General features: G+C 71.9%; 20 protein-coding genes. 10 read left to right on the top strand and 10 right to left on the bottom strand.

The window, feature by feature from the left end; translation table 11 throughout:
* Positions 1 to 44 precede the first annotated feature (44 nt).
* From I4Q55_RS07820 to I4Q55_RS07795, 6 genes are all read left to right on the top strand, one after another.
* Positions 45 to 3,086 (top strand): patatin-like protein, encoded by a 3,042-nt coding sequence (locus tag I4Q55_RS07820; RefSeq protein ID WP_206785331.1) that lies wholly within the window; start codon positions 45 to 47, stop codon positions 3,084 to 3,086.
* A 224-nt stretch (positions 3,087 to 3,310) separates the two neighbouring features.
* Positions 3,311 to 3,811, top strand: a complete 501-nt coding sequence (gene ectA, locus I4Q55_RS07815; protein WP_206785330.1) for a diaminobutyrate acetyltransferase — start codon at positions 3,311 to 3,313, stop codon at positions 3,809 to 3,811.
* Between the two features lie 41 nt (positions 3,812 to 3,852).
* A complete protein-coding gene (gene ectB / locus I4Q55_RS07810) occupies positions 3,853 to 5,106 on the top strand; it encodes a diaminobutyrate--2-oxoglutarate transaminase (RefSeq protein WP_206785329.1) in 1,254 nt (417 codons plus the stop codon).
* 10 nt (positions 5,107 to 5,116) lie between these two features.
* A complete protein-coding gene (locus I4Q55_RS07805) occupies positions 5,117 to 5,509 on the top strand; it encodes an ectoine synthase (protein ID WP_206785328.1) in 393 nt (130 codons plus the stop codon).
* Between the two features lie 29 nt (positions 5,510 to 5,538).
* The gene (gene thpD, locus I4Q55_RS07800) at positions 5,539 to 6,441 is read left to right on the top strand and encodes an ectoine hydroxylase (RefSeq protein WP_206785327.1); all 903 of its coding nucleotides are present in this window, start codon (positions 5,539 to 5,541) and stop codon (positions 6,439 to 6,441) included.
* A 420-nt stretch (positions 6,442 to 6,861) separates the two neighbouring features.
* Positions 6,862 to 9,609: a BTAD domain-containing putative transcriptional regulator gene (locus I4Q55_RS07795; RefSeq protein WP_206785326.1), complete on the top strand. Its 2,748-nt coding sequence runs from the start codon at positions 6,862 to 6,864 to the stop codon at positions 9,607 to 9,609.
* A gap of 298 nt (positions 9,610 to 9,907) precedes the next feature.
* Here I4Q55_RS07795 and I4Q55_RS07790 read toward each other — a convergent pair whose 3' ends face one another.
* The 6 genes from I4Q55_RS07790 to I4Q55_RS07765 all read right to left on the bottom strand — a co-directional run bounded on the left by I4Q55_RS07790 (position 9,908) and on the right by I4Q55_RS07765 (position 14,611).
* Positions 9,908 to 10,573 (bottom strand): DUF4190 domain-containing protein, encoded by a 666-nt coding sequence (locus tag I4Q55_RS07790; RefSeq protein WP_206785325.1) that lies wholly within the window; start codon positions 10,571 to 10,573, stop codon positions 9,908 to 9,910.
* Positions 10,574 to 10,823: 250 nt separating this feature from the next.
* Positions 10,824 to 11,705, bottom strand: coding sequence for a hypothetical protein (locus I4Q55_RS07785; protein WP_086852001.1), 882 nt, complete (start codon positions 11,703 to 11,705; stop codon positions 10,824 to 10,826).
* Positions 11,702 to 12,178 carry a hypothetical protein gene (locus tag I4Q55_RS07780; protein WP_206785324.1) on the bottom strand — a complete coding sequence of 159 codons (477 nt, stop codon included), beginning with the start codon at positions 12,176 to 12,178 and terminating at the stop codon, positions 11,702 to 11,704. The genes I4Q55_RS07785 and I4Q55_RS07780 overlap by 4 nt, the downstream gene beginning before the upstream one ends.
* Positions 12,179 to 12,235: 57 nt before the next feature.
* On the bottom strand, positions 12,236 to 12,634 hold the full coding sequence (locus I4Q55_RS07775; protein WP_206785323.1) for a hypothetical protein: 399 nt from the start codon (positions 12,632 to 12,634) through the stop codon (positions 12,236 to 12,238).
* Positions 12,635 to 12,648: 14 nt separating this feature from the next.
* Positions 12,649 to 13,368 carry an OmpA family protein gene (locus I4Q55_RS07770; RefSeq protein ID WP_242545481.1) on the bottom strand — a complete coding sequence of 240 codons (720 nt, stop codon included), beginning with the start codon at positions 13,366 to 13,368 and terminating at the stop codon, positions 12,649 to 12,651.
* 427 nt (positions 13,369 to 13,795) lie between these two features.
* On the bottom strand, positions 13,796 to 14,611 hold the full coding sequence (locus tag I4Q55_RS07765; protein ID WP_206785322.1) for an SGNH/GDSL hydrolase family protein: 816 nt from the start codon (positions 14,609 to 14,611) through the stop codon (positions 13,796 to 13,798).
* Positions 14,612 to 14,892: 281 nt separating this feature from the next.
* On the opposite strand from I4Q55_RS07765, the gene I4Q55_RS07760 reads away from it, so the two are divergent.
* A complete protein-coding gene (locus tag I4Q55_RS07760; protein WP_206785321.1) occupies positions 14,893 to 15,552 on the top strand; it encodes a DUF3159 domain-containing protein in 660 nt (219 codons plus the stop codon).
* A gap of 110 nt (positions 15,553 to 15,662) precedes the next feature.
* On the opposite strand, the gene I4Q55_RS07755 is transcribed toward I4Q55_RS07760, so the two are convergent.
* The gene (locus I4Q55_RS07755; RefSeq protein WP_206785320.1) at positions 15,663 to 16,619 is read right to left on the bottom strand and encodes an N-acetylglucosamine kinase; all 957 of its coding nucleotides are present in this window, start codon (positions 16,617 to 16,619) and stop codon (positions 15,663 to 15,665) included.
* Positions 16,616 to 17,662, bottom strand: coding sequence for an SIS domain-containing protein (locus I4Q55_RS07750; protein ID WP_206785319.1), 1,047 nt, complete (start codon positions 17,660 to 17,662; stop codon positions 16,616 to 16,618). Before I4Q55_RS07750 ends, I4Q55_RS07755 begins: the two co-directional genes overlap by 4 nt.
* A gap of 148 nt (positions 17,663 to 17,810) precedes the next feature.
* Between I4Q55_RS07750 and I4Q55_RS07745 the strand changes: the two genes are divergently transcribed.
* Positions 17,811 to 18,566 carry a GntR family transcriptional regulator gene (locus I4Q55_RS07745; protein ID WP_206785318.1) on the top strand — a complete coding sequence of 252 codons (756 nt, stop codon included), beginning with the start codon at positions 17,811 to 17,813 and terminating at the stop codon, positions 18,564 to 18,566.
* Between the two features lie 60 nt (positions 18,567 to 18,626).
* Positions 18,627 to 20,147, top strand: a complete 1,521-nt coding sequence (locus I4Q55_RS07740) for an MFS transporter (RefSeq protein ID WP_206785317.1) — start codon at positions 18,627 to 18,629, stop codon at positions 20,145 to 20,147.
* A 109-nt stretch (positions 20,148 to 20,256) separates the two neighbouring features.
* Here I4Q55_RS07740 and I4Q55_RS07735 read toward each other — a convergent pair whose 3' ends face one another.
* On the bottom strand, positions 20,257 to 21,207 hold the full coding sequence (locus I4Q55_RS07735; RefSeq protein ID WP_206785316.1) for a threonine/serine dehydratase: 951 nt from the start codon (positions 21,205 to 21,207) through the stop codon (positions 20,257 to 20,259).
* A 147-nt stretch (positions 21,208 to 21,354) separates the two neighbouring features.
* Between I4Q55_RS07735 and I4Q55_RS07730 the strand changes: the two genes are divergently transcribed.
* A complete protein-coding gene (locus I4Q55_RS07730; protein WP_206785315.1) occupies positions 21,355 to 22,089 on the top strand; it encodes a hypothetical protein in 735 nt (244 codons plus the stop codon).
* Between the two features lies 1 nt (position 22,090).
* Here the strand turns inward: I4Q55_RS07730 and thiE are convergent, their stop codons facing one another.
* Positions 22,091 to 22,750 carry a thiamine phosphate synthase gene (gene thiE, locus I4Q55_RS07725; protein WP_206785314.1) on the bottom strand — a complete coding sequence of 220 codons (660 nt, stop codon included), beginning with the start codon at positions 22,748 to 22,750 and terminating at the stop codon, positions 22,091 to 22,093.
* Positions 22,751 to 22,780 lie beyond the last annotated feature (30 nt).

Below are 22,780 nucleotides of genomic sequence, written 5' to 3'. Positions count from 1 at the left end.
CTCCTGCCGCCTCTACTCTGCGTCGGGAAGACGGGAGAACTCCCATGGCCGGAACCGCGGAACCGTGGCAGCAGGAAATCCGCCTCGCGATGACCATGGTCGGCGGGGCCAGCCTGGCCATCTGGATGGGCGGCGTCGCCACCGAGACATCGCAGCTGCTGCGGGAGTCACGCCGGGACACGCCGCCCGGCCTCTACCGGAAGCTGCTCGACGTCCTGCGCGCGAGCGTCTCGATCGACGTCCTCACCGGCACCAGCGCCGGCGGGATCAACGCCGCCTGCCTGGGCCTGGCCGAAGCCTTCAAGTCGAGCCCGCAGGTCCTGCGGGACACCTGGATCACCACCGGCTCGCTCGAGAACCTGATCCGCGACGCCAAGGAGGGGCAGCCGCGGTCGGTGCTCGACGGCGATCGGGTGCTGCTCGGCGACGTCGAACGGGCGCTGCGGCAGATCACCGCCGAAGGCACTCCGCCCACGGACGACCCCGACATCACCGTGCTGCTCACCGGCACGATGATCGACGGCGAGACCACCCGGTTCGACGACGCGCTCGGGAACCTGGTGCGGGACACCGAACACCGGATGCTCTTCCGGTTCTGTGGTCCATTGTGGACTGTCGGGGTGGAGGGGCCGCTCGCGCTGGCGGCCCGCTCCACCGCGTCCTTCCCCGGCGCGTTCGAGCTGTCGCGGATGCCGATCGGCACCGGCGGCGCCGACCGGCTGCACCCCGACATGACTCCGTACACCGAGCTGACCCGCTCGCACTGGCTGACCGACGGCGGTGTGCTGCTCAACAAGCCGCTGCGGCCCGCGCTGCGCGAAATCTTCGAGCGCCCGTCACACGCCGACGTCCGGCGGCTGCTGCTCTACGTCGTGCCGACCGGGGAAGGCGAAACCGGCGCCGCCGGGTGCGATCCGGCGGACCCGCCGCTGTTGTCGAACGCGATGGCGAAGGTCGTCAACACCGTGATGAGCCAGTCGATCAGCGCCGAGCTGGACGACCTGACCCGCCACAACGACGCCGTGCTCCGCGCCCGCGACACCCGCGTCTCGCTGGCCGCGCTGGGCCTGCGTGGCGGGCCGGAACACCTGGTCGACGCGCGGATCGCCGCCGCGTACCGCGAGCGCCGGACCGCCGAGGACGCCGCCGAGCTGGTGCGGGTCGCCGCCCGCCGGTACGCGCTGGCCGAACCCGGCACCCAATGGGCCTCCGGGTTGTCGCGGCGGCTGCGGGACATCGCCGTGGCGGGGCTCCGCGGTGACATCCCGGCCACGCCGCCGCCCGCGCGCGTGCCGGTGGCCGACCTGATCGCCTATCGGACGACCGCGCTCGACGACGCCGTCGCGATCGGCCTGCAGCTGATCAACGCCGGCTTCCGCCTGCAGGGCGACGCCGGCCGGGCGCAGGAACTCAACGCCGCGCGGGAAAAACTGCACGAGGCACGCCGGACCGCCGCCCGGGGCAAGCGGCTGGGACAGTGGGTCACCGAGCACTCCGGGCCTGGCGGCAGCTCGCTGGAGACGTGGATCGGGAAACTCGCCCGGGAATGGGTCGCGCCGGCCAAGACGGCCGCCGTCGCCGAGGCGTGGCCGCTGGTGGTCGAGGGCCTGCGGTCGGTGGCACCGGTGTTGCGGGCGCTGGCCGAAGCCGCGCCGGAGCGGGCGGATTCCGTCACGACCCTGCTGGACTGGCTGGCACTGGGGCCGGACGGCGCGGGCACCGCCGACGTCGTCCAGGCGCGGCTGCTCACCCTCCACGTGGCGACGCGCGGCCTGCTCGCGCAGGCGCCGTCGGTCGACCAGCGCGTCGACCTCGTGCAGGTCAGCGCCGATTCGCGGACGCTGCTGGACATGACGCGGCGCCGGTCGTGGGACAAGCTGACCGGCATGCAGGCGAGCTACTTCGGCGCCTTCTACAAGGCGTCGTGGCGGGCCAGCGACTGGATGTGGGGCCGCGTCGACGGCGCCGGCTGGCTGGTCCAGTGCCTGCTCGACCCGGTTCGCCTCGAAACACTGCGCGACATCCTCGGGCGGGACCGGTTCCGCGACGAGCTCGTCGCCGCGCTCAAGCCCGGCTGGCGCACGCCGGACGAGCAGCGCGACCGGTGCACCCCGGACGAGGCGGAACAGCTGCGTGACCAGCTGACGGCCGAACTCGCCTTCCTCGGCCTCGACGCCGATCTCGGCCCGGTCGACAAGCCGGACGCCGAACGCCCGATCAGCCTGCCGGTGACGGCCATGGTGCTGGCCCGGGCGCGGCAGGCGGAGATCGCCGCGGAGGAGCTGCCGGTCGTCACCCTCGCGTCGCGCTACGACGCCGACGACCGCCCGGACATCGCGAAGGCGCTGGCCGGGGACCTTCCGCCGGTCGGCGTCGCCGCCGCGCAGGCCCAGTTCCAGGCCTGTCGCGTCTCGGACGAGAAGTTCGCCGGGGAGCAGGGCACCGCGCGGCTGACCAGGACGCTCGTCGCGCTCGGCGCCGCCACGGTCAACGCCGGGACGGTCGCGTTCCGGCTGCCCGGCGGCTGGCCGCAGACGGTCGCGGGCCTGCTGCGGACGGTCGCCAGGAGCACGGCGCGGGTCTCGCAGGGCGCGTCCCGGCTCGGTACCGCGGGATCGCTCGCGGCCGGGCTCCTGGCGCTGCTGGCCGGGCTCGTGATCGGCAACAACGGGGGCGCGGTGCTGCAGTGGGTCGGCCTCCCCGTCCTCGCGGGCGCGGCCGTCTACCTGGTGACGGCGCTGCTCACGTCGGGCCGCAAAGTGCGGTGGCTGTGCACCGCGCTGGGCACGCTGGTCGTGGCGGCGCTGCTGCTGGCGGCGTTCCTGCCGCCGCTCGCGCGGCCGTTCTTCGGCTGGCTCGGTGACGTCGTGGCCGGCTGGCGCCGCGGCGAGGGCGCGGTGTGGTGGCTGGTCGTCTCCGGGCTGCTGATCCTGCCCGCCGTGGTGACCCCGGTGAACAGCCTCGTGCGCCGGCTCGGCCACCGCCGCGCCCGGGCCCGGGAAGCGAAGGGCGTCGTGCTCGCCGTGGCCGGGCGCGCGCCCCGGAAACGGGCTTCGGAGCGCACTCCGGCGGCGAGCTCGCGCTGAGCGTTTCCGGCCCGTCGCCTTGCGATCAGTCCGGTTTGGGGTCATGGTGCGGGTAGGGCGCGGACCGCGGGTCCGCGCTCCGAGCGCGCGTGTGCCCAGGCATCGTCCACTTCAAACATGTTTGTGTGACTGCTCACCGGGTACATCGCGTCGCCGCAGGTCATCGCGGGGGTCGTGAGCTGCATCGCTGGCAGGCGGAAAATTCTCTGTTACGTTTCCTGAGTATGTCCGTAACGCACTTGATCGAATCCCCGACCAAGGCGGACGGCGCGGAGCTGTGGCGAATCGCGCGTGATTCCGCCAAGCTCGATCTCAACTCGCCGTACGCATACATGCTGTGGTGCCGCGATTTCGCCGAGACATCGGTGGTTGCGCGTGAGGACGGCAGAGCGGTCGGATTCGTCATCGCCTACCGCAGGCCGGACGCGCCGGATTCGGCGCTCGTCTGGCAGGTCGCCGTCGACCGTTCGCAGCGCGGAAAAGGCCTGGCCGGAGCCCTGCTAGACGCGCTGTACAGGCGTCTGGTCGACGAAGGCGTGCGTTACCTCGAGACCACGATCACCCCGGACAACGAGGCGTCGATCCGGCTGTTCGCGTCGTTCGCGAAGCGGTGGAATGCCGCGGTGGAAACCAGTGTGCTGTTCGGCGGCGAGGATTTCCCCGAAGCCAGGCACCTGCCCGAAGAGCTTTACCGCATCGGTCCGCTGACAGTGCCGGCGAACTGACCGCGCCGACGAATCCGGGCGTTGAGGAGAGAAAAAAACACATGAGCATCTTCGAAGAGCTCGAATCCGAAGTCCGCAGCTACAGCCGCGGCTGGCCGGTCGTGTTCGACCGCGCGCAGGGCAGCTGGCTGCACGACGAGAGCGGAAAGCCCTACCTGGACTTCTTCGCCGGGGCCGGCGCGCTGAACTACGGGCACAACAACCCGCAGCTGAAGCAGGCCCTGATCGACTACATCCAGCGCGACGGCGTCACCCACGCCCTCGACATGTTCACCGTGGCCAAGCGCGACTTCCTGCAGACCTTCCGCGACAAGGTCCTCGACCCGCGCGGGTACGGCTACAAGGTCGTGTTCCCCGGGCCGGGCGGCGCGAACGCCGTCGAGGCCGCGCTGAAGCTGGCGCGCAAGGTGACCGGCAAGGAAGCGGTCATCAACTTCACCAACGCCTTCCACGGCATGACGCTGGGCGCGTTGTCGGTCACCGGCAACTCGATGAAGCGCGGCGGCGCCGGTGTTCCGCTGGTGCACGCCACCCCGATGCCGTACGACAAGTACTTCGACGGCGCGATGCCGGACTTCCTCTACTTCGAGAAGCTCCTCGAAGACTCCGGCAGCGGGCTCAACGAGCCGGCCGCGGTGATCGTCGAGGGCGTGCAGGGCGAGGGCGGCATCAACGCCGCGCGCCTGGAGTGGCTGAAGGGCCTCGACGACCTCTGCAAGCGCCACGGCATCCTGCTGATCCTCGACGACGTCCAGATGGGCTGCGGCCGCACCGGCCCGTTCTTCTCCTTCGAGGATGCCGGGATCACGCCGGACATCGTCTGCCTGTCGAAGTCCATCAGCGGCTACGGCATCCCGATGGCGCTGACGCTCATCAAGCCGGAGCTCGACGTCTGGGAGCCGGGCGAGCACAACGGCACCTTCCGCGGGATCAGCCCGGCGTTCGTCACCGCCAGGGAAGCGATCGACGCCTACTGGAGCGACGACGAGCTCGAGAAGTCGACGAAGGCGAAGGGCGAGCGCATCGCGAGCGCGTTCAGCGGCATCGTCGAGGCCTACCCCGAGGCGAACCTGATCGCGAAGGGTCGCGGCCTGGCGCGCGGCATCGAGTTCGGCAGCGGCGAACTGGCCGGCCGGGTCTGCGCGGAAGCGTTTGCGCGCGGCCTGCTGATGGAAACCTCCGGTCCCGACGGCGAAGTCATGAAGCTGCTGCCGCCGTTGACGCTGACCGACGACGAGCTGACGCAGGGCCTGTCGATCATCGACGAGTCCGTCAAGGCCGTCCTGACCAAGTAAGGGAGTACCCGTGCTCGTCCGCACGCTCGACGAGATCACCGACACCGACGCCGACATCAAGACCCCGAACTGGCGCAGCAAGAGAATCATCCTCGCCAAGGAAGGCGTCGGCTTCTCGGTGCACGAGACCACGCTGTACGCGGGGACGGTCAACGACTTCTGGTACGCCAACCACATCGAGGCGGTGTTCATCACCTCCGGCGAGGGCGAGATCGAGGACCTGGCCACCGGCAAGGTCTACGAGCTCAAGCCCGGCACGCTCTACCTGCTCAACGACCACGACAAGCACCAGGTCCGGCCCAGGACCGAGATCAAGTGCGTGTGCGTGTTCAACCCGCCGGTGACGGGCCGCGAGGTGCACGACGAGAACGGTGTGTACCCGCTGATCACCGAAGACGCATAAACCGGAGAGGAAAACAGGAGGCGAAGCCCGTGACGCTGACGGACACCCGGGTCGACGACGGTTACCCGACCCGGATCACCGGTACGCCGGCCCACCTGCCGCGCGTGCACCCCACGGTGTGGGGTACCGAAGCCGACGGCCCGATCGACGCCGCCACGCTGGCGAACCACGAGACCAACGGCTACACCGTGGTCGAGGACATGCTCTCCGTCGGGGAGGTCCAGACGTACTGGCAGGAGCTGGTGCGGCTGTCCTCCGACACGGAGCTGGCCCGTGACGAGCGCGTGATCACCGAGGCGAAGACCGGTGAGGTCCGGTCGATCTTCGACGTCCACGAGATCTCGGCCCTGATCGCCGAGCTGGTGCGCGACCCGCGCGTGCTGGACCGGGCCCGGCAGCTGCTCGGCTCCGAGGTGTACATCCACCAGAGCCGCGTCAACTACATGCCCGGCTTCAAGGGCACCGGGTTCTACTGGCACTCGGACTTCGAAACCTGGCACGCGGAGGACGGCATGCCGGCCCCGCGCGCGGTCAGCTGCTCCATCGCGCTGACCGACAACTACCCGTTCAACGGCGGCTTGATGATCATGCCGGGCTCACACCGGACGTTCGTCCAGTGCGCGGGCGAGACGCCGGACGACAACTACAAGAGCTCGCTCAAGGACCAGCGGGTGGGCGTGCCGAGCGAGGAAGACATCACCAAGATGGCGGCCGAGCACGGCATCGACCAGTTCACCGGCCAGGCGGGCTCGGCCCTGTGGTTCGACTCGAACATCATGCACGGCTCCGGGAACAACATCACGCCGTACCCGCGCTCGAACATCTTCCTGGTGTTCAACAGCGTGGAGAACGCGTTGCAGGAGCCGTTCGCGGCGAGCGCGCCACGGCCGGCCTTCATCGCGGGCCGCGACTCGACGCCGATCAGGCGCTGAGTCGTTACCCCACCCGCCGGTGACCGGCCCGGTGCGCCCTGTTACCGTGTCGCCACCGCGTGGGTGTGTGGCCCGCGCAACACGTCTTCGCGGACGGCCGGCGGCGGGTACTTCGCTCGGGGTGAGCTCACCTGCCCGGTTGCCCTCGGTGGCGGACGGGCGGACCGGCCCCCTGGCGGCCCGGCCGGAAGTTTCGACAGCGACCCCGCACGACCGGATCGGGACCGGTGGTGCGGGGTCCTGTCATGTCCGCGCCAATCGCAGGCCCTCCGGACGGCGGCTGCGGATTCCGCAGCGCCCGCGATAGGGCCTGGTCCTGGCCCGGTGGGGCGGTATTCGCCGCCCGCCCATCACGGTAGGTTGACTTTTCCGGCGAGGGCGACGCCGGGACACCGTGGAGCCGGGGAGGTGGGCGCGCGCATGGCCCCAACCCGTCTTCAGCTGCTCGGGCCCGTCCAGCTCTTCCACGGGGACGACCCCGTCCCGATCGGCGGGCCGGGTGTCCGCGGCCTGCTCGCGCTGCTGGCGCTCAAGCCCGGCAAGGTCGTCGGGCTCGACGAGATCATCGACGCCCTCTGGGGCCACGACCCACCGGCGACCGCGCGCACCATCGTCCACGGCAACGTCTCCCACCTGCGGCGGGTCCTGCGCGACCTCGACGGCCCGCGCATCCTCACCACCCCGCCGGGCTACCGGCTGGACGTCGAGCCCGACCGGATCGACGTCCACCGGGCGCGCACGCTGCTGGACCGCGCGTCCGTGGCCACCCCGGACGTCGCCGCCGCGTTGCTCGCCGAAGCGCTCGCGCTCTGGCAGGGCCCCGCGCTGGGCGGGGTGCCCGACTCGCTGCGGGCCCCCGAACTGGAGGACCTCCGCCGCGCCGTGCACGGCGCCCGCGTCGACGCCGACCTCGAGCTCGGCCGGCACGCGGAGCTGATCGTCGAGCTCAGCCCGATCGTCCGGGCCGACCCGCTGGCCGAGCGGACCGCGGGCCAGCTGATGCGGGCGCTCTACCACGCGGGCCGCCGCGGGGACGCCCTCGAGCTGTACCGGACCGTCTCGCGCGCGACGTTGCGCACCCTCGGCGTCGAGCCCGGAGCCGAGCTGCGCTGGCTGCACGAGCGCGTGCTCAACGACGACCTCCCGCCGCGGAACGTCGTCGCCCCGGCGGCCGGCGCCGAGCCGGCGAAAGCGATTTCGCAGCTGCCCGCGGCGGTGCCGAGCCTGGCCGGGCGCGACGACGAGCTGGACTGGCTCGACGGCCTGGTGACCAGGGCCGAGGCCGGGCAGACGACGATCGCCGTGGTCACCGGTACCGCCGGGGTCGGCAAGAGCACGCTGGTCGTGTGGTGGGCGCACCGGGTCGCGCCGCGCTTCCCCGACGGCGTCCTGTTCGCGTCGCTGCGCGGCTTCGACCCGCACCACCCGCCGCTGGAGCCGGCCGAGCTGCTCACCCAGTTCCTGCTCGGCCTCGGCGTCGAAACCGCGAAGATCCCGGAGCTGCTGCACGAACGCGTCGCCCTCTACCGGTCGCTGATCGCCGGACGGCGGATGCTGGTGCTGCTCGACGACGCCCGCACCGCCGAGCAGGTGCGCCCGCTGCTGCCGCCGAGCGCGCGGACGATGACGGTGGTGACCAGCCGGTCGCGGCTCGACGGCCTCGCCGTCTCGAACGCGGCCAAGCAGCGCGTGCTGGGCACGCTCGCCCCGGACGACGCCGTGCGGCTCATCGAGGAGCTCGCCGGGCCGGCGAGCCTCAACCACGCACTGGCGCGGCTCTGCGGCTACCTCCCGCTGGCGCTGCGGATCGCCGGCGCGCGGCTCTCGGCGAGCGCGCAGCGGACCGCGGAGGAGCTGGTCGACGAACTCGGCAACGAGCGCACCCGGCTCGCGGGGCTGCAGGTCGACGGCGCCGACGACAGCGTCCGCGCGGCGTTCGACGTCTCCTTCCGCGGCCTGCCCCGCGAAGTCGCCGAGACGTTCCTGCAGCTCGGCGCGGTGCCCGGCGTGCTGGTCGGGCCGCACGTGATGGCCGCGGTCGCGCAGATCCCGGTGGCCGAGGCCCGGCGGCGGCTGCGCGCGCTGGCCGCGCACAACCTCGTCTTCGAGACCGAGCGCGACGTCTTCGTGCCGCACGACCTCGTCTGGCTGTACCTCCGTGAGCTGGCGGAGCAGGAACTCGGCGAGAAGGAGCGCGAAGAGGCCCTCGGCGGGATGGTCCGCTACTACCAGGCGGTCGCCGACCGGGCGCGGCGCCTGCTCGGCCGCGTCGCCGACCCGCTCGACTTCTCCCACGTCCTCGCCGCCGACGCGATGCCGCCGCTCACCGGCGTTTCCGAGGCGCGGGACTGGTTCGCGGCCGAGTGGCCGAACCTCCTGGCCGTCCTCGACGCCGCGGACGCCGCGGGCCGCCACGACGACGTCTGGCGGCTGGCCCGGCTGGCGCACACCTACCGCGTCGCGTGCCCGCTGCTGGACGAGTGGACGCGGATGGCCGACCTCGGCGTCGCCGCCGCCGAAGCCGCGGGCGACGTCGAGGGGCAGTGCTGGCTGCTGCTCGCGCGGTGCGAGATCGCGTTGACGTTCGAGCTGCCGGGGTTCGGACTCGCCGACGCCGAACGGGCGGCGGAGCTGGCCGCCGCGTCGGCCGACCGGCGGCTGCGCACCTCGGTGGACCTGCACCTCGGGCGCGCGCTGAGCCGGCTCGGCGACCATGAGAAGGCCATCGAGTGGCTGGCCGCGGCGGTCGCGAACGCTCCGGACACCGCCCTGCGCGGGCAGGCGCTCGGCAGCTGCGCGCAGGCGGAGAAACGGGCGGGCCGGCTCGCCGACGCGATCGCCCACCAGCGGGCCGGCCTGCGGATCGACCGCGAACTGGGCGACGACGACCAGATCGTCGTGTCGCTGGACAAGCTGGCCGAGCTCAGCCTGCGGGCCGGTGACCTCGAGGCGGCCGAGCGGTACGTCTGGGAGGCGATCGACCTGGCGATCAGCCGCGAGTTCCTCGCGCGGGAAGGGACGCTGCGGCTGACGCTGGGCCGGGTCCTGCGGGCCGGCGGCGACATCGACGGCGCGCGCGAACAACTGGCGTTGTCGGTGCGCATTTACGAGCGCGTGCACCCGAAGCTCGTCGGTGAGGTCCGCACCGAACTCGCCGATCTGCAGTGAGCCGCATTCCGGCACTTTCGCCGTTCGGGAATTTCGTTGCGAATGGGTCACGACCCGGCCCGCGCGCTGAATCCTTAGTGGATTCTTAGTGGGCGCGGACGCCGTCCGCGTAGGTTCGGCGGTGCCGGCAGAGCCCTAGGGGAGGGGCAGGCTGAGACGCCGGCGCCAGGCCCCGTACGGGAAAACCGCGGCGGGGCCCGGAGCCGCCAGGAGCGGCTCGTGGCGGCCCGGCCGGCCGACGTGGGGGTAGGCCGGCCGGTCGCCAGGCGGGCTCGCCCGGTGTCCGCTCAGTGCCTGCTCAGCCGACGTTCGCCGTGCAGAGCGCGATCGTCGTGCCGCTGTTTTCCGCGACCTTCTTGCCGTCGACCAGAATGGCGCAGCTGATTTCGTTGCTGACCGTCGCATTGCGGGTGTCCGCGGTGAGCGTCAGCAGGTAGGAGCCGTTGTTGTAGGAGGCCTGGCCCTCCCACGCGTCGGTGCTGGCGGGCGCGTTTTCGGTGCGCTGGTCATTGAGGCTGCCGTAGCGCACGGTCGCGCCGCCGGCGGAGGTGATCTGGAAGGTCACGGTGTGCTTGTCACCGGCCACCGCGGGCAGGTGCAGCCCGGACTCGCCGTTGCCGAAGAAGGTCGAGTACAGCAGCATCCCGGCCGCCGTGAGCAGCGAGGCGGCCGTGACGACGGTGGCGGTGATCGCCAGCACGTGGTCGCCCGCGGTGCCCTTCTTGACCTTGACCAGCCCGGCGATCGCCAGGACCAGCCCGATCCCGCCCAGCGGCCACGCGACGAACTCGAGGTCCGGGACGAAGGTGACACCCAGCGCGGCCACGCCGAGCAGGAGTCCGGCGATCGCCAGGATGTTCCGCGCGGGCCTCGCGTTGGCCTGACGACGCTCCGTAGCCGTCACCGGCGGCGCGGGCCGGCCGTGGCGCGCGGTGGCCGGCGGGTACTGCGGGTCGGTCATCATGCGAACCCCTTCGGGTGGGAGTGCGACGACGTTAACCCATAAGTGTGGCCTCGAACGAAATTGTTACATTCCGGAAAAAGTCATTGTCCCACCATTTGCGGGCAGGTATCGATATTTCCTGACAACGCGGGCATGGTGTGGCCTGGTGATCAATGGGAAGAATATCGGAGTTCCCACTGTTTTCGTGGCTGTTCGGCCCACGACGACCGTCGGTACCGGCGTTCAAGACGAAAGTCGCATACCGGACTTCTCAGTCGAAAAGGCTCACTTCGGGCGTGATTTCGAGGAGTTCGAAGACGGGCCGGCCGCGGCGGCCGTCGATCGTCGTCGTCCGCACGACGCGTAGCCGGGCTGTCACCGGACGGTCGAGGTTCTCCTTGATCTGGTCGAGCAGGTCAGGGGCCACCGCGCCCTGGATCGTGCCGCCCGACTCGCGGTCGAGGTAGAAGATGCGGCGCCGCGTGCGGACGCCGTCGAGCCGTCCGCGCACGGTCTCGTAGCCGACCTCTTCGCGGGACTCGCGGAGGCTGCCCTGCAGGATCCGCGCCTGCTCGGTGGTCATGCTGCGGGTGACCTGCTCGCCCGCGGTCGGCGTCAGCGCCATCCCGATGCCGGCGTTCTTCGCGACGGCGTTGACGATGTCGCTCACCGCGTTGCGGACGGTGTCGCGCTGGAGCAGCACGGCGTCGAGCGCGCCGTCGTCCGAGCCGTTCGCCGGCAGGAAGTCGCAGAGCTCCTTGACCGCGCGCTCGGACAGCGTCTCGATGCCGTCGACGATCAGGGCGTCGTCGGCCAGCGGCTCGGGGAAGCCGAAGAAGATCGCGTTGCCCGCCTGGCCGCGCTGGATCAGCGGCGCCTTGTCGCGGTCGGTCTGCTGGACCTGGGTGACCTCGCCGGACGGGTTCCGGATGATGTGCCCGATCTTCGCGGTCGCGTCCTGCAGCGCGCGGCTGATGTCGGAGAAGGTGTAGGCGTCGATGGTCTGCTCGCCGATCACCGAGACGTGCAGCAGCGGCGAGCGGGACGTCCGCTCGAACTTGGCGTTCGCCGCCATCGCGGAGGCGCGGGCCAGGTCGTCGAGCCACGTGCCGCCGGGGATCTCGTCGGCGATGCGCCGGAACTCGTTCCTCACCAGATCATCTCCGGGTAGCCCCTGCCGCCTTCGGCCCAGACCTCGGCCCACACGTCTTCGTCGCCGGGGCGGCACAGGAAGCCGTCCAGCATGCCGCCGACCGGTTGCACCTGGTCGAGGTACATCGCCGGCTGCCCGACGATCACGCCGCGCAGGGTGAGCAGGCCGTAGAGCGCGGACCGGCCGGCGTCGTCGAGCCGCTTGAGCGCGCCCCATTCGTCCGGGATGAGGACGACGTCGAGGCCGCGCGGCGGGTGGGCGGTCCGGGTGATGAGCTCGCCGCCGATCCAGGCGCGGCCGGACGGGATGATCCGCCGGGCGACGCCGAGGTAGCTGTTGAGCGCGCTGAACAGGATCTCGCGTTCGTTCTGGTGCGGGGCGTCGAACACCAGGCGTTCGTAGACGTCGGCGAGGTCACCCGCGTGCCGGCCCGGCGGCAGGACCTGCTGCGGCGTCCAATGGGGGAGCGCCACTCCACCCCCTCCTCAGGCCTCGCTCACAGTGCGTAGCCGAACTTACCAGGATGGGTGTCAGCCACTGCGCCCAGGCTGCTGCGGCCACTGCGGGGCCTCGTCGGACTCCGGCCAGGCGGGCTCTTCTTCCGTGGGCCAGTCTTCGGCCTGCGCACCGCGCTGCGGCGGCAGCGGCAGGTGCCCTTCGCGATGGCCGGCTTCTTCGGCGTCGTCGTCTTCGGCGGTGCCGGGTGCCGTGCGCCGGTCGGGTGGGTGCTGCGCCCAGGCGGCCGGGATGAACTGGGTCTGCTCGGTCGAGAGGGGCGGCGGCGGTTCGTACGGCGGTTCTTCTTCGGGTTCCGGCTCCTGCGCGGGCCGCGGTCGCTGGGTCGCGCGCAGCACGAGCCACGAGGTCAGCGCGCCCAGGCCGAAGGCGACGATCAGCCACAGCCAGATCTGCCCGAACAGCCAGAACATCAGCTCATCACCCCTCAAACGACCGTGACTTCGACACGCCGGTCTTCTTCGCCCTCGGTGGCCGGCCGGGTGTCGCCCAGCCCCCGGTACGTCACGCGCTTGGCCGCCAGCCCGTTGGCGGTGAGGATCCGCACGACGGCCCGGGCGCGGTCCCGCGAGAGTTTGAGCGCGGCGCTCTCGCCGCCGGGGCCCTGCGCGACGTGCCCGGTGACGCGGAACCGGAAGCTCGCGGGCGCCTTGACGAGGGCGATCGCGATGCTGCGGGCGGCCTGCTCGCCTTCGGGGGTGAGCTTCGCCGTATCGGGCTCGAAGGCGATGGGCGACTCGGCGAGCATCCGGTCGATCTCGGCCTGCACGCCGGCCTTGTCGGTGGGCGGTGGGGCGGTGGTGGTTTGCGGTGTGCTCGGTGGCGGGCTGGGGGTGCTGGGCGTGGTGGTGGGGCTCGGCGCCACGGGGGTGACGTCACCGTTGACCTTGGCGGCCCGGACACCGTCGACGTTCTGCACGATTTCGAGGGCTCGCAGCGCTTGCCCGGGCGCGAAGCCGCTGAGGGTGGCATCCCGGCCGTCGAAGCGCACATCGCCGGTGGGCAGCCCGGCTTCGAAGAGCGCGGCCTGGGCCCGGGCGGTGAGGTCACGTTCGAGCCGGCCGGCCTGAGTCCAGGTGGCGACCCCCGCGAGCAGCGCTGTGACCAGCACCGCAACCGGGACCACGAGGATCCAGCGCTGACGCATAAAGGGACTGTAAGCCGGGCGTGGCGGGATGGCGACCTGAATCCGGGTGGTATCCACAAGTTGTCCCCAGGCAAGTCGACATGTGGACAACTCGGGGGTTTGTGATCGGTTGGGCACTTTCCGTCGGGGGTGGGCGGTAGGCTGGAGACGGGTGGTTCCCCCAGGGAGGGTGGGCTCCGCCGGAGTGGAGGCCCGCCGAACTTGCCGGCTGCAGGTTCCGGTCGGCGGAAAGCTCGCCGAGCGGAGGGCCTGCCGAACTTGCCGGGCGGAAAACTCGCCGGCGGAAAGCTCGCCGAGCCGAAGCTCGCCGGGCGACAGTTCGCCGAGCGGAAGCCCCGGCGAAGGCCCGCCGGGCGACAGCCCACCGAGTCGCAGCCCTCCGGCGAAAGCCCCCGGCGAAACGCCGCCCGAACCGAAAGCAGCCCCCTCAGCTGGCCTGCTGCTGCCGCGCCTTGTCCGGCACCTCGAGCACGTCCAACGGCACCAAAGGCGCCAGCTTCGGCCGCTTGGGCGACAACCCGTCCCCCATCGACTCGCCCCGCAGCTGCCTCCGGATCCACGGCAGCAGGTGCACCTTCGTCCACGTCAAATCCGACCGCCGCGAATCGATCCAGCGGTTCGGGTGCTCCTCCAGCGGCCACGGCTCGCGCCAGTCCGCCTCCACCGGGATCCCCAGCACCTCCGCCGCCTTCAACGCGATCCGCGCGTGGCCTTCCGGGGAAAAGTGCAGCCGGTCGTCGCTCCAGGCGCGGCGGTCGTGCAACGGCCCCATCGTCCACAGGTCGACCATGCGGGCTCCGTGGCGCTCCGCGATCGCCCACAGGTTCGTGTTGTAGATCGCCACCTTGCCGCGCAGCACCGACATCACCGACAGCACCTTGGTGTCCGGGCCGTTGAACATCAGCACCGGGATGCCCGCCTCGCGCAGCTTCGCCACGCCCTCCTCCAGGCGCTCCGTCACCGCGTCCACGTCCGCCCCCGGGACGATGATGTCGTTGCCGCCCGCGCACAGCGTCACCAGGTCGGGCTTGAGCTCCAGGGCGATCGGCAGCTGCTCGTCCAGGATCTCGTCGAGCATCTTGCCCCGCAGGGCCAGGTTGGCGTACCGGAAGTCGCTGCGGCCGGCCGCCAGCACCTCCGCGAGCCGGTCGGCCCACCCCCGGAAAGAGCCGTCCGGCAGGTTGTCGTTGAGCCCCTCGGTGAAGCTGTCACCGAGGGCTACGTAGCTGTCGAATCCGTACACGTGGGTCCCCTTCCCCATCCTGCGACGACTCCTGCGACCGACACACCCCGACATGTAGTTGTACACCCTCAACTAACGATCGGCCGCAAACCCGCTCCACCCCCGGGCGTTCAGCCTGCGGTAACAGTGTCTTATCTTGTCGGCCTTCTGCGCCTCTCCATTACGTAGTCTTCACCTTCGGCATGCCGTGAAACAGCACACTCGGAGGCAAAACCGGCACCCGATGTGGCGAAAATCTCCCTGCCCGGGGAGTCCCGGACCCGATCCGGCAGGCTGGACACGTGTCCGGAGAACCCCGTGAGTCGCTCGCGCAGATCCTCGGTGGCCGCCGGGGCGCCCTCGACGCCAGTATCCCGCCCGTCGGCTTCGTCGCCGGCTGGCTCGCGGCCGGTCAGTCCGTTGCCTGGGGTGCCGGTGCCGCCGTCGCGGTCGCCGTCGCGGTCGGGATCTTCCGGATCGCCGGCGGGGGCAAGGTGCGCGCGCTGGTCGTCAGCCTCGCCGCCGTCGTCGCGGCCGCGCTGATCGCCCTGCACACCGGCCGCGCCCAGGACTTCTTCCTGCTGCAGCTGATGTCCAATGTGGCCAGCGCGCTGCTGTGGGCGGCCAGCGTCGTCGTGCGCTGGCCGCTGCTCGGCGTGGTCGTCGGGCTGCTGCTGGGGCAGAAGACGCGCTGGCGCCGTGACGAAGCGCTGCTCAAGGCCTACTCGCGGGCCAGCTGGGTGTGGGTGCTCCAGTACACCCTGCGAGTGGTCGTGTACGGCCTGCTGTGGTGGGCCGGCCAGGTGGTCGCGCTCGGCGTGGCCCGCACGGTGCTGTCTTGGCCGCTCGTCGCGCTCACCGTCGCGGTCAGTGGCTGGGTGCTCTACCGGGCGTTGCCGCCGGAGCATCCCGGCCTGCGCCTGGCTCCGGAAACCCGATCGGACGACGTACCCGGGGCATAAGGCGGCCCCCGGCGAGGGGGGAGGGTCCGGGGGCCACTGCCTACGGTACCCGGACTACCCGGGTTCAGTCGACGTTTTCGCGTCTTTGCGCCGCGTTTTGCTCAATATCCTTACGCCCGGGGCCGCGGCGCCGCCTCGCCGAAGGCGTCCAGTGCGGCCAGCCACGCCGCCCCGAGCACCCCATCGGAGCTGGTCAGCACCTCGAGACCGGCCAGCCGGCGGCGCACGAGCTCGCCGACCGGGCTCGCTCCGGTGAGCACGGAGCCGACGAGCACGACCGGCGTCGACTCGCCGGGCTCGCGCGCCGCGAGGGCGTTTTCGGCGAGATGCCCGGCCGCGCGGGCGACGATCTCCCGGGCCGCGGGCTCGCCCGCGTCGTGCGCCGCGCTCACCAACGGGGCGAACCGGGCGAGCCGGACCGGTGCCTCGGCGTTGGCCGCCGTGATCAACGCCCGGGACGCGGCCAGCCGCCCGGCGTCGCCCCGGACGTCCAAACCGGACAGTCCGAGCGCGGCGCCGAGCACCGCCGACGGCAGTCCGTCGAGCGGCCGCCCGCGTCCGAGTGCCTCCAATGTGGAGCGGACGGCTTCGCGGCCGAGCCAGAACGCGGACCCTTCGTCGCCGAGCAGCCAGCCGTAGCCGCCGGTCGTGCCGGCGAGCCGCCGCTTGCGGATCCGGCCCACGATCGAACCGGTTCCGGCGACCACGACCGTTCCGTCCGGGGCCGGCGTCGCCGACGCGTACGCCACTTCGGCGTCGGCGACGGTCCGGACCGCACACGTGAGACCGATTCGCGTCCATGCCGCGTCGAAGACCGCCGCCACGCCTCTGTCGCTCAGCTTGCTGACCCCGGCCATGCCGACGACGCACGCCCGCACGGCGCCGGGGTCGCGGTCGCCGAGCGCCGCGGTGATCGCGCCGGCGATGCGGCCCGCGGCGACCTCCGGCGCGTGCGCGTTGGGGTTGGCGCCTTCGCCGCGCCCGGTGCCCAGCACCGTGCCGGCGGCGTCGACCAGGGCGGCCCTGGTCGAGGTGCCGCCGGCGTCGACGCCCACCGCGAAGCTCACCGGGTCTTGGTCACCTTCAGCAGGCCGCGCGGGCTGTCCGGGTCGCCGCCGCGGGCCAGCGACAGCCCGAGCGCGATCCGCTGGATCGGCAGGATCTCCAGGATCGGCGCCAGCTCCTCGACCGTCGGCGCGACGTCGATGCGCAGCGCCGCGGGCACCTCGGCGGCGGCCGAGCCGACCGCGAGGACGTCCGCGCCGCGCTTGCCGACGGCTTCGAGGACCTCGTGCATCGCGCGGCCGCCGTGCCCGGCGCTGGTCACCGCGAGGACGGCGGTCTCGCCGTCCACCGCCGCCACCGGGCCGTGCAGCAGGTCCGCGCCGCTGTACGCGCGGGCGGCGAGGTAGCTGGTCTCGGCCAGCTTGAGCGAACCTTCGAGCGCGCTGGCGTAGGAGTAGCCGCGGCCGGTGGTGAGGACCCGGTCCACGAAGCGGTACCGGTCGACCGCGCGCTGCACGCCTTCGGTGGCGCCGTCGAGCGTCTGCTGCGCCAGCTCGCCGATCTTCTCGGCGTCGGCCGCCTTGCCGCCGCGCACCGCGTCGATCAGCAGGTACAGCGCCATCAGCGTCGCGGAGTACGTCTTGGTGGCCGCGACGGCCTTCTCGACGCCGGCGCCGATGTCGACGCCGAGCTCGGACGCCGCCCGCAGCGGCGAGTCCGGCGTGTTGGTGACCGACACCGTCAGCGCGCCCTGGCGCCGCGCCGTTTCGGTGACCTCGATCAGGTCGGGGGAGCCGCCGCTCTGGCTGACGGTGACGAACAGCACGTCCCGCAGATCGGGCCGCGCGCCGTACAACGTCGCCGTGGACGGGGAAACCAAACCGGCCGGAAGGCCGAGCAGTACCTCGATCAGGTACTTCGCGTACAACGCTGCGTGGTCGCTCGATCCACGCGCGGCGAGCAACGCGAACCGCGGCGGCCGCTGTGAGATCTTTTCCGCCACTTCCGCGATTTCCGCCTGACGTGCCACCAGTCCGGCCAGGACGTCCGGCTGCTGGGCGATCTCCGCGGCCATGTGCGCGCCGGGCCGTTGTTCGGTCATCATTTTCCTCTCCACCTCCGGCATTATGTACCGGACTCAGGCGGCGTCGGTCAGGTCTAGACCAATGTTATAGGGGCGGCGCGTTTGGGGAAAAGGGTACGTTTCTTACGGGGACGTGGCGTGCGATGAGGGAAGACATAGGGAGCCGGGCATGTTGGAGACCACCACCACGGGCGAGGCGGGCGCCGTCGCCGGGATGCGCGGGCAGCGCGAGCCCAAGTACTGGGCGTTGAAGCAGCACCTCCTCGACCTGCTGGACGTGCTGCCGCCGGGGTCGCCGATCCCGACCGAACGCGCGCTCGCCGGGGAGTTCACGGTCTCCCGCACCACCGTGCGCCAGGCGCTGGCCGACCTGACCGCCGAGGGCCGCCTGCACCGGGTGCAGGGAAAAGGCACCTTCGCGGCCGAACCGAAGCTCGCGCAGCGGCTGCAGCTGTCCTCCTACACCGAAGACATGCGCAAGCAGGGCCTGAAGCCGTCGTCGAAACTGTTGGAAGTCGAGGAAATGCCGGTCGAGGGCGACCTCGCGAAGCTGCTCGCGATCCGGACCGGCGCGAAAATCCTTCGCCTTCGACGGCTTCGACTGGCGGACTCGCAGCCGATGGCGCTCGAGACGACACACCTGCCGCTCGGCCGGTTCCGCGGGCTGCGCAAGCACGTCTCGGCCGGCGGTTCGTTGTACGCCGTTCTACGCGAGCACTACGGCGTCGAACTCGAACGCGCGGAAGAGACGATCGAGACGTCGCTCGCCGGGCCGCAGGAAGCGGAAATGCTCGGCGCGGACGTCGGCATGCCGGTGCTGATGCTGACCCGCCACTCGTTCGCCACGGACGGCAAGCCGGTCGAGTTCGCCCGCTCGGTCTACCGCGGTGACCGCTACAAGTTCGTGACGACGCTGCTGCCGTGAGCCCGGCGCCGGAGCACCCCCGCGGTTGACGGGGGTCTCCGGGCGCGGTGGAGTTGGCCGGTGAACTCTGCGGAAGACACCGGGATCCGGTGGGGGACCGGCGCGGCGCGCGGCGTCCTCGCCACCACGATCCTCGGCTCCGGCATGGCGATGCTCGACGGCACCATCGTCAACGTCGCGCTGCCCCGCATCGGCGCCGAGCTGAACGCCTCCGTGGCGGGGCTGCAGTGGATCCTCGACGGCTACCTGCTGGCGCTCGCCGCGCTGATCCTGGTCGCCGGTTCGCTCGGCGACCGGTACGGCAGGCGCCGCGTGTACCTCGTCGGCGTCGTCTGGTTCGGCGTCGCGTCCGGGCTGTGCGCCGCGGCGACGTCGACCGAGATGCTCGTCGCGATGCGGATCCTGCAGGGGATCGGCGGCGCGCTGCTGACGCCGGGGTCGCTCGCGATCCTCCAGGCGTCCTTCGCGCACGACGCCCGCGCCCGCGCGATCGGCGCCTGGTCCGGCCTCGGTGGCATCGCGGCCGCGGCCGGGCCGCTGCTCGGCGGCTTCCTCGTGCAGGTGTGGTCGTGGCGGCTGGCGTTCCTCATCAACGTGCCGATCGCGGTCGCCGTGGTGCTCATGGCACGCCGGTTCGTCCCCGAGTCCCGCGACCCGGACGCCACCGGGCACCCGGACTTCGGCGCCGCCGCCCTCGGCGCCCTCGGCCTCGCCGGGGTCACCGGCGCGCTGGTGGAGGCGCCCGCGCGCGGCATCGGCGACCCGCTGGTGCTGGTCGCCGGCCTGCTGGGGATCGCGGGGCTGGCCGCGTTCGTCGTCGTCCAGCACCGCTCGCGCGAACCGCTCGTGCCGCCGTCGCTGTTCCGCGACCGCACGTTCACGCTCTCGAACGCGTTGACCTTCGTCGTCTACGCCGCGCTCGGCGGCGTGATGATGCTGCTGGTCATGCAGCTGCAGGTGTCGCTCGGCTACTCGCCGACCGCGTCCGGGCTGGCCGGGCTGCCGCTGACGGTGATCATGCTGCTGCTCTCGGGCCGCTCCGGCGCGCTCGCCCAGCGCATCGGGCCGCGTTTGCAGCTGGTGGCCGGCCCGATCGTCGTCGGCATCGGGATGCTGCTGATGCTGCGCATCGCCCCCGGCGCGTCCTACCTCGGCACGGTGCTGCCCGCCGTCGTGGTGTTCGGGCTGGGCCTGGCGATCGTCGTGGCCCCGGTGACCGCGACGGTGCTCGCCGCGGCCCCGGACCGGTACGCCGGCGTCGCGTCCGGCGTCAACAACGCCATCGCCCGCTCGGGCGGCCTGCTGGCGGTGGCGGTGCTGCCCGCCGCGGCCGGGCTGACCGGCGAGGCGTACGCCGACCCGGTCGCCCTGACGGCGGGCTGGCGCACGGCGCTGATCATCTGCGCGGCGCTGGCCATCGCGGGTGGGCTGATCGCGCTGGGCATCCACAACGGCGTCCTGGCACCACCGGCCGAGCCCCAACCCGACGACGAGTGCCCCCACCTGGGCGAGTGCTACCACTGCGGCGTCGAGGGCCCGCCGACGCACGTCCGCGGCGGCTCCTCCGTCGCCGGCTCCTGACCCCAAAGCACCCCAATGTGGCGTTCGGTGCATCTGACGCACCGAACGCCACATTGGGTGCATCTGACGCAACCAACGCCACATTGGGGTGCTTGAGGCGACCCGCGGCTCAGCCGGCCAGGATCTCGGCGAACAGTGCCGGGTCGGCGTTGCCGCCCGAGACGAGTGCGATCGTCTTGCCCGCCGGGAGCTCGGCGGCGTGGAACAGGTACGCCGCCGTTGTCACCGCGCCGCTGGGCTCGGCCACCAGGCGGGCCTTGCGGGCGAGGACGCGGACCGCTTCGCGGATCTCCTCCTCGGAGACCGTCACCATCTGGTCGACGACTTCCCGCAAATGGGCGAACGTCAGTTCCGACGGCTGCGAACGCAGGCCGTCGGCGATCGTGCGGGCGCGGTCGGCCTGCGGCCACCTGACCAGCTCGCCCCGCTGGAGGCTGTCGGCGACGTCCGCGGCCACCGCGGGCTCGACGCCGATCACCCGCGCCCGCGGGCAGCGGGCCTTGATCGCGGTGCCGACCCCGGCCGCCAGCCCGCCGCCGCTGATCGGGACCAGCACGACGTCGACGTCCGGCAGGTCCTCGGCGATCTCCAGGCCCGCGGTGCCCTGCCCGGCGATGATGGCCGCGTCGTCGAAGGGTGGGACGAGGGTCAGCCCGCGTTCGGTGGCCAGTTCGCGCGCTTTCCCCTCGTGTTCGCCGATCGGCACCTCGATCACCTCGGCGCCGTAGGCGCGGGTGGCCTCGACCTTGATCCGCGGGGCGACGTCCGGCACGACGATCACCGCGTTCACGCCATACCGCTGCGCCGCGTACGCGACTGCCTGCGCGTGGTTGCCGCTGGAGTACGCGATGACGCCACGAGCGCGCGCCGCGTCGTCGAGGGCGGCGACGGCGTTGAACGCGCCGCGCACCTTGAACGCGCCGACCGGTTGCAGGCTTTCGGGTTTGAGCCACAGGGTTCCGCGGGGATCCCAGGTCTGGAGCAGCAGGGGCGTGCGTACGGCGACATCTTCGACACGCTTCGCGGCGGCCTCGATGTCAGAGATCGTCACCAGTTCCATGTTTCGAGTATGTCAAGAAAACGTTCGATCTGGAGTGTCTAATATGGACAGACGGAGTGGTCCTCCTCACGCCGTGGCAACGAGGGGAGTCCCTCACGCGCCTTAGACGTTGGACAGGGGAGAACACGGACTACCTAGATCGGGATCATGACCAAGGAGAAAGTAGCGGCTTCGGAGGAGAAGGAAGAGAAGTCCGGCCTGCGGATCGCGCAGGTCCTGGCGGCCGCGCTGGCGGCGGTGACCGCGGCGCTGCTCGGCTCGACGCTGGGTGTGGCGGGCACGGTGATCGGGGCCGGCGTGGCCAGCGTGGTGTCGACGGTCGGCAGCGAGCTGTACCTGCGCTCGCTGGAGCGCACCCGGGCGGCGGCGCTCAAGGCGCGTCAGCTGGCGACGTCGGGGATCCGGCGGCGCGGCCAGGCAGTGGACATCACCGACCAGCCGACGGTCCAGCTGAAACCGCCGGAAGAAGAGCCGTCACGGCTGTCCGCGCGGCTGCGGAAGCTGCGCTGGCCGTTGATCATCGGCACGAGCCTGGCGGCGTTCGCGGTGGCGATCCTGTCGATCGTCGGCTTCGAGTCGGCGACGGGCACCCAGATCGGCGGCGGAACGGGCTCGAGCATCGGCAAGATCTTCACCGGCAACGGCGGCCACCAGGACAGGACCCCGGTGACGACGCCGGCGCCCAGCACGGACGACACGCAGGTGTCCCCGACGGAGACGACCACGACCCCGCCTTCGCAGAGCTCGACGGCGCCGACGACGTCGTCCGAGACCCCGACGACCACGCCGAGCACGACGACGGACCAGCCGTCGACCTCGGCTCCGGCCACCACGGCGACCCCGCCGACCAGCAAGGGCGCCGCGGCGACGCCGCCCCCGTGACTCAGGGCAGGCGGGCCCGCAGTTCGCGGGCCGCGGCCTCGGGGTCTTCGGCTTCGGTGATCGCCCGGACCACCACGATCCGGGACGCGCCCGCCTCCAGCACCGAAGGGAGCCGGTCGAGGTCGATGCCGCCGATCGCGAACCACGGCCGGTCCGGGGTCCAGGCCGCCGTTCCGCGCACCAGGTCGAGGCCGGGCGCGGAGCGGCCCGGCTTCGTCGGCGTCGGCCAGCACGGGCCCGTGCAGAAGTAGTCCACGCCGGGCTCGGCGGCCGCCGCCAGGGCCTGGTCGAGGGAGTGCGTCGAGCGGCCGATCACGACGTCGTCGCCGAGGACGCGGCGGGCCAGCGTGACCGGGATGTCGTCCTGGCCCAGGTGGAGCACGTCGGCACCCACCGCCAGCGCCACGTCGGCGCGGTCGTTCACCGACAGCAGTGCCCCGTGCCGGGCGCACGCCTCCGCCAGCACCTCCAGCGCCGCGATCTCGCCGGCCGCCTCCAGGGCGCCGGTCTTGTCGCGCAGCTGGATGATGTCGACGCCGCCCGCGAGGGCCGCGTCGGCGAAGGCGGCCAGGTCGCCGCGGTCGGTGCGGGCGTCCGTGCAGAGGTACAGGCGCGCCGCGTCGAGGCGGGCGCGGATCTTGTCACCGGAGAGGGCGGGCATAGCGGCGACCGTACCCGTCGCGTTAAAGTG

It is taken from the genome of Amycolatopsis sp. MtRt-6 (genome assembly GCF_017308975.1).
Taxonomy (GTDB): domain Bacteria; phylum Actinomycetota; class Actinomycetes; order Mycobacteriales; family Pseudonocardiaceae; genus Amycolatopsis.
This window is presented reverse-complemented; position numbering and strand designations above follow the sequence as displayed.

Bases quoted from the DNA above. Each gene is read 5' to 3' on its own strand.
- I4Q55_RS07820 (WP_206785331.1), top strand. From the start codon at position 45: ATGGCCGGAACCGCGGAACCGTGGCAGCAGGAAATCCGCCTCGCGATG.
- ectA (WP_206785330.1), top strand. From the start codon at position 3,311: ATGTCCGTAACGCACTTGATCGAATCCCCGACCAAGGCGGACGGCGCG.
- ectB (WP_206785329.1), top strand. From the start codon at position 3,853: ATGAGCATCTTCGAAGAGCTCGAATCCGAAGTCCGCAGCTACAGCCGC.
- I4Q55_RS07795 (WP_206785326.1), top strand. From the start codon at position 6,862: ATGGCCCCAACCCGTCTTCAGCTGCTCGGGCCCGTCCAGCTCTTCCAC.
- I4Q55_RS07790 (WP_206785325.1), bottom strand. From the start codon at position 10,573: ATGATGACCGACCCGCAGTACCCGCCGGCCACCGCGCGCCACGGCCGG.
- I4Q55_RS07775 (WP_206785323.1), bottom strand. From the start codon at position 12,634: ATGTTCTGGCTGTTCGGGCAGATCTGGCTGTGGCTGATCGTCGCCTTC.
- I4Q55_RS07770 (WP_242545481.1), bottom strand. From the start codon at position 13,368: ATGCGTCAGCGCTGGATCCTCGTGGTCCCGGTTGCGGTGCTGGTCACA.
- I4Q55_RS07750 (WP_206785319.1), bottom strand. From the start codon at position 17,662: ATGATGACCGAACAACGGCCCGGCGCGCACATGGCCGCGGAGATCGCC.
- I4Q55_RS07745 (WP_206785318.1), top strand. From the start codon at position 17,811: ATGTTGGAGACCACCACCACGGGCGAGGCGGGCGCCGTCGCCGGGATG.
- I4Q55_RS07735 (WP_206785316.1), bottom strand. From the start codon at position 21,207: ATGGAACTGGTGACGATCTCTGACATCGAGGCCGCCGCGAAGCGTGTC.
- I4Q55_RS07730 (WP_206785315.1), top strand. From the start codon at position 21,355: ATGACCAAGGAGAAAGTAGCGGCTTCGGAGGAGAAGGAAGAGAAGTCC.
- thiE (WP_206785314.1), bottom strand. From the start codon at position 22,750: ATGCCCGCCCTCTCCGGTGACAAGATCCGCGCCCGCCTCGACGCGGCG.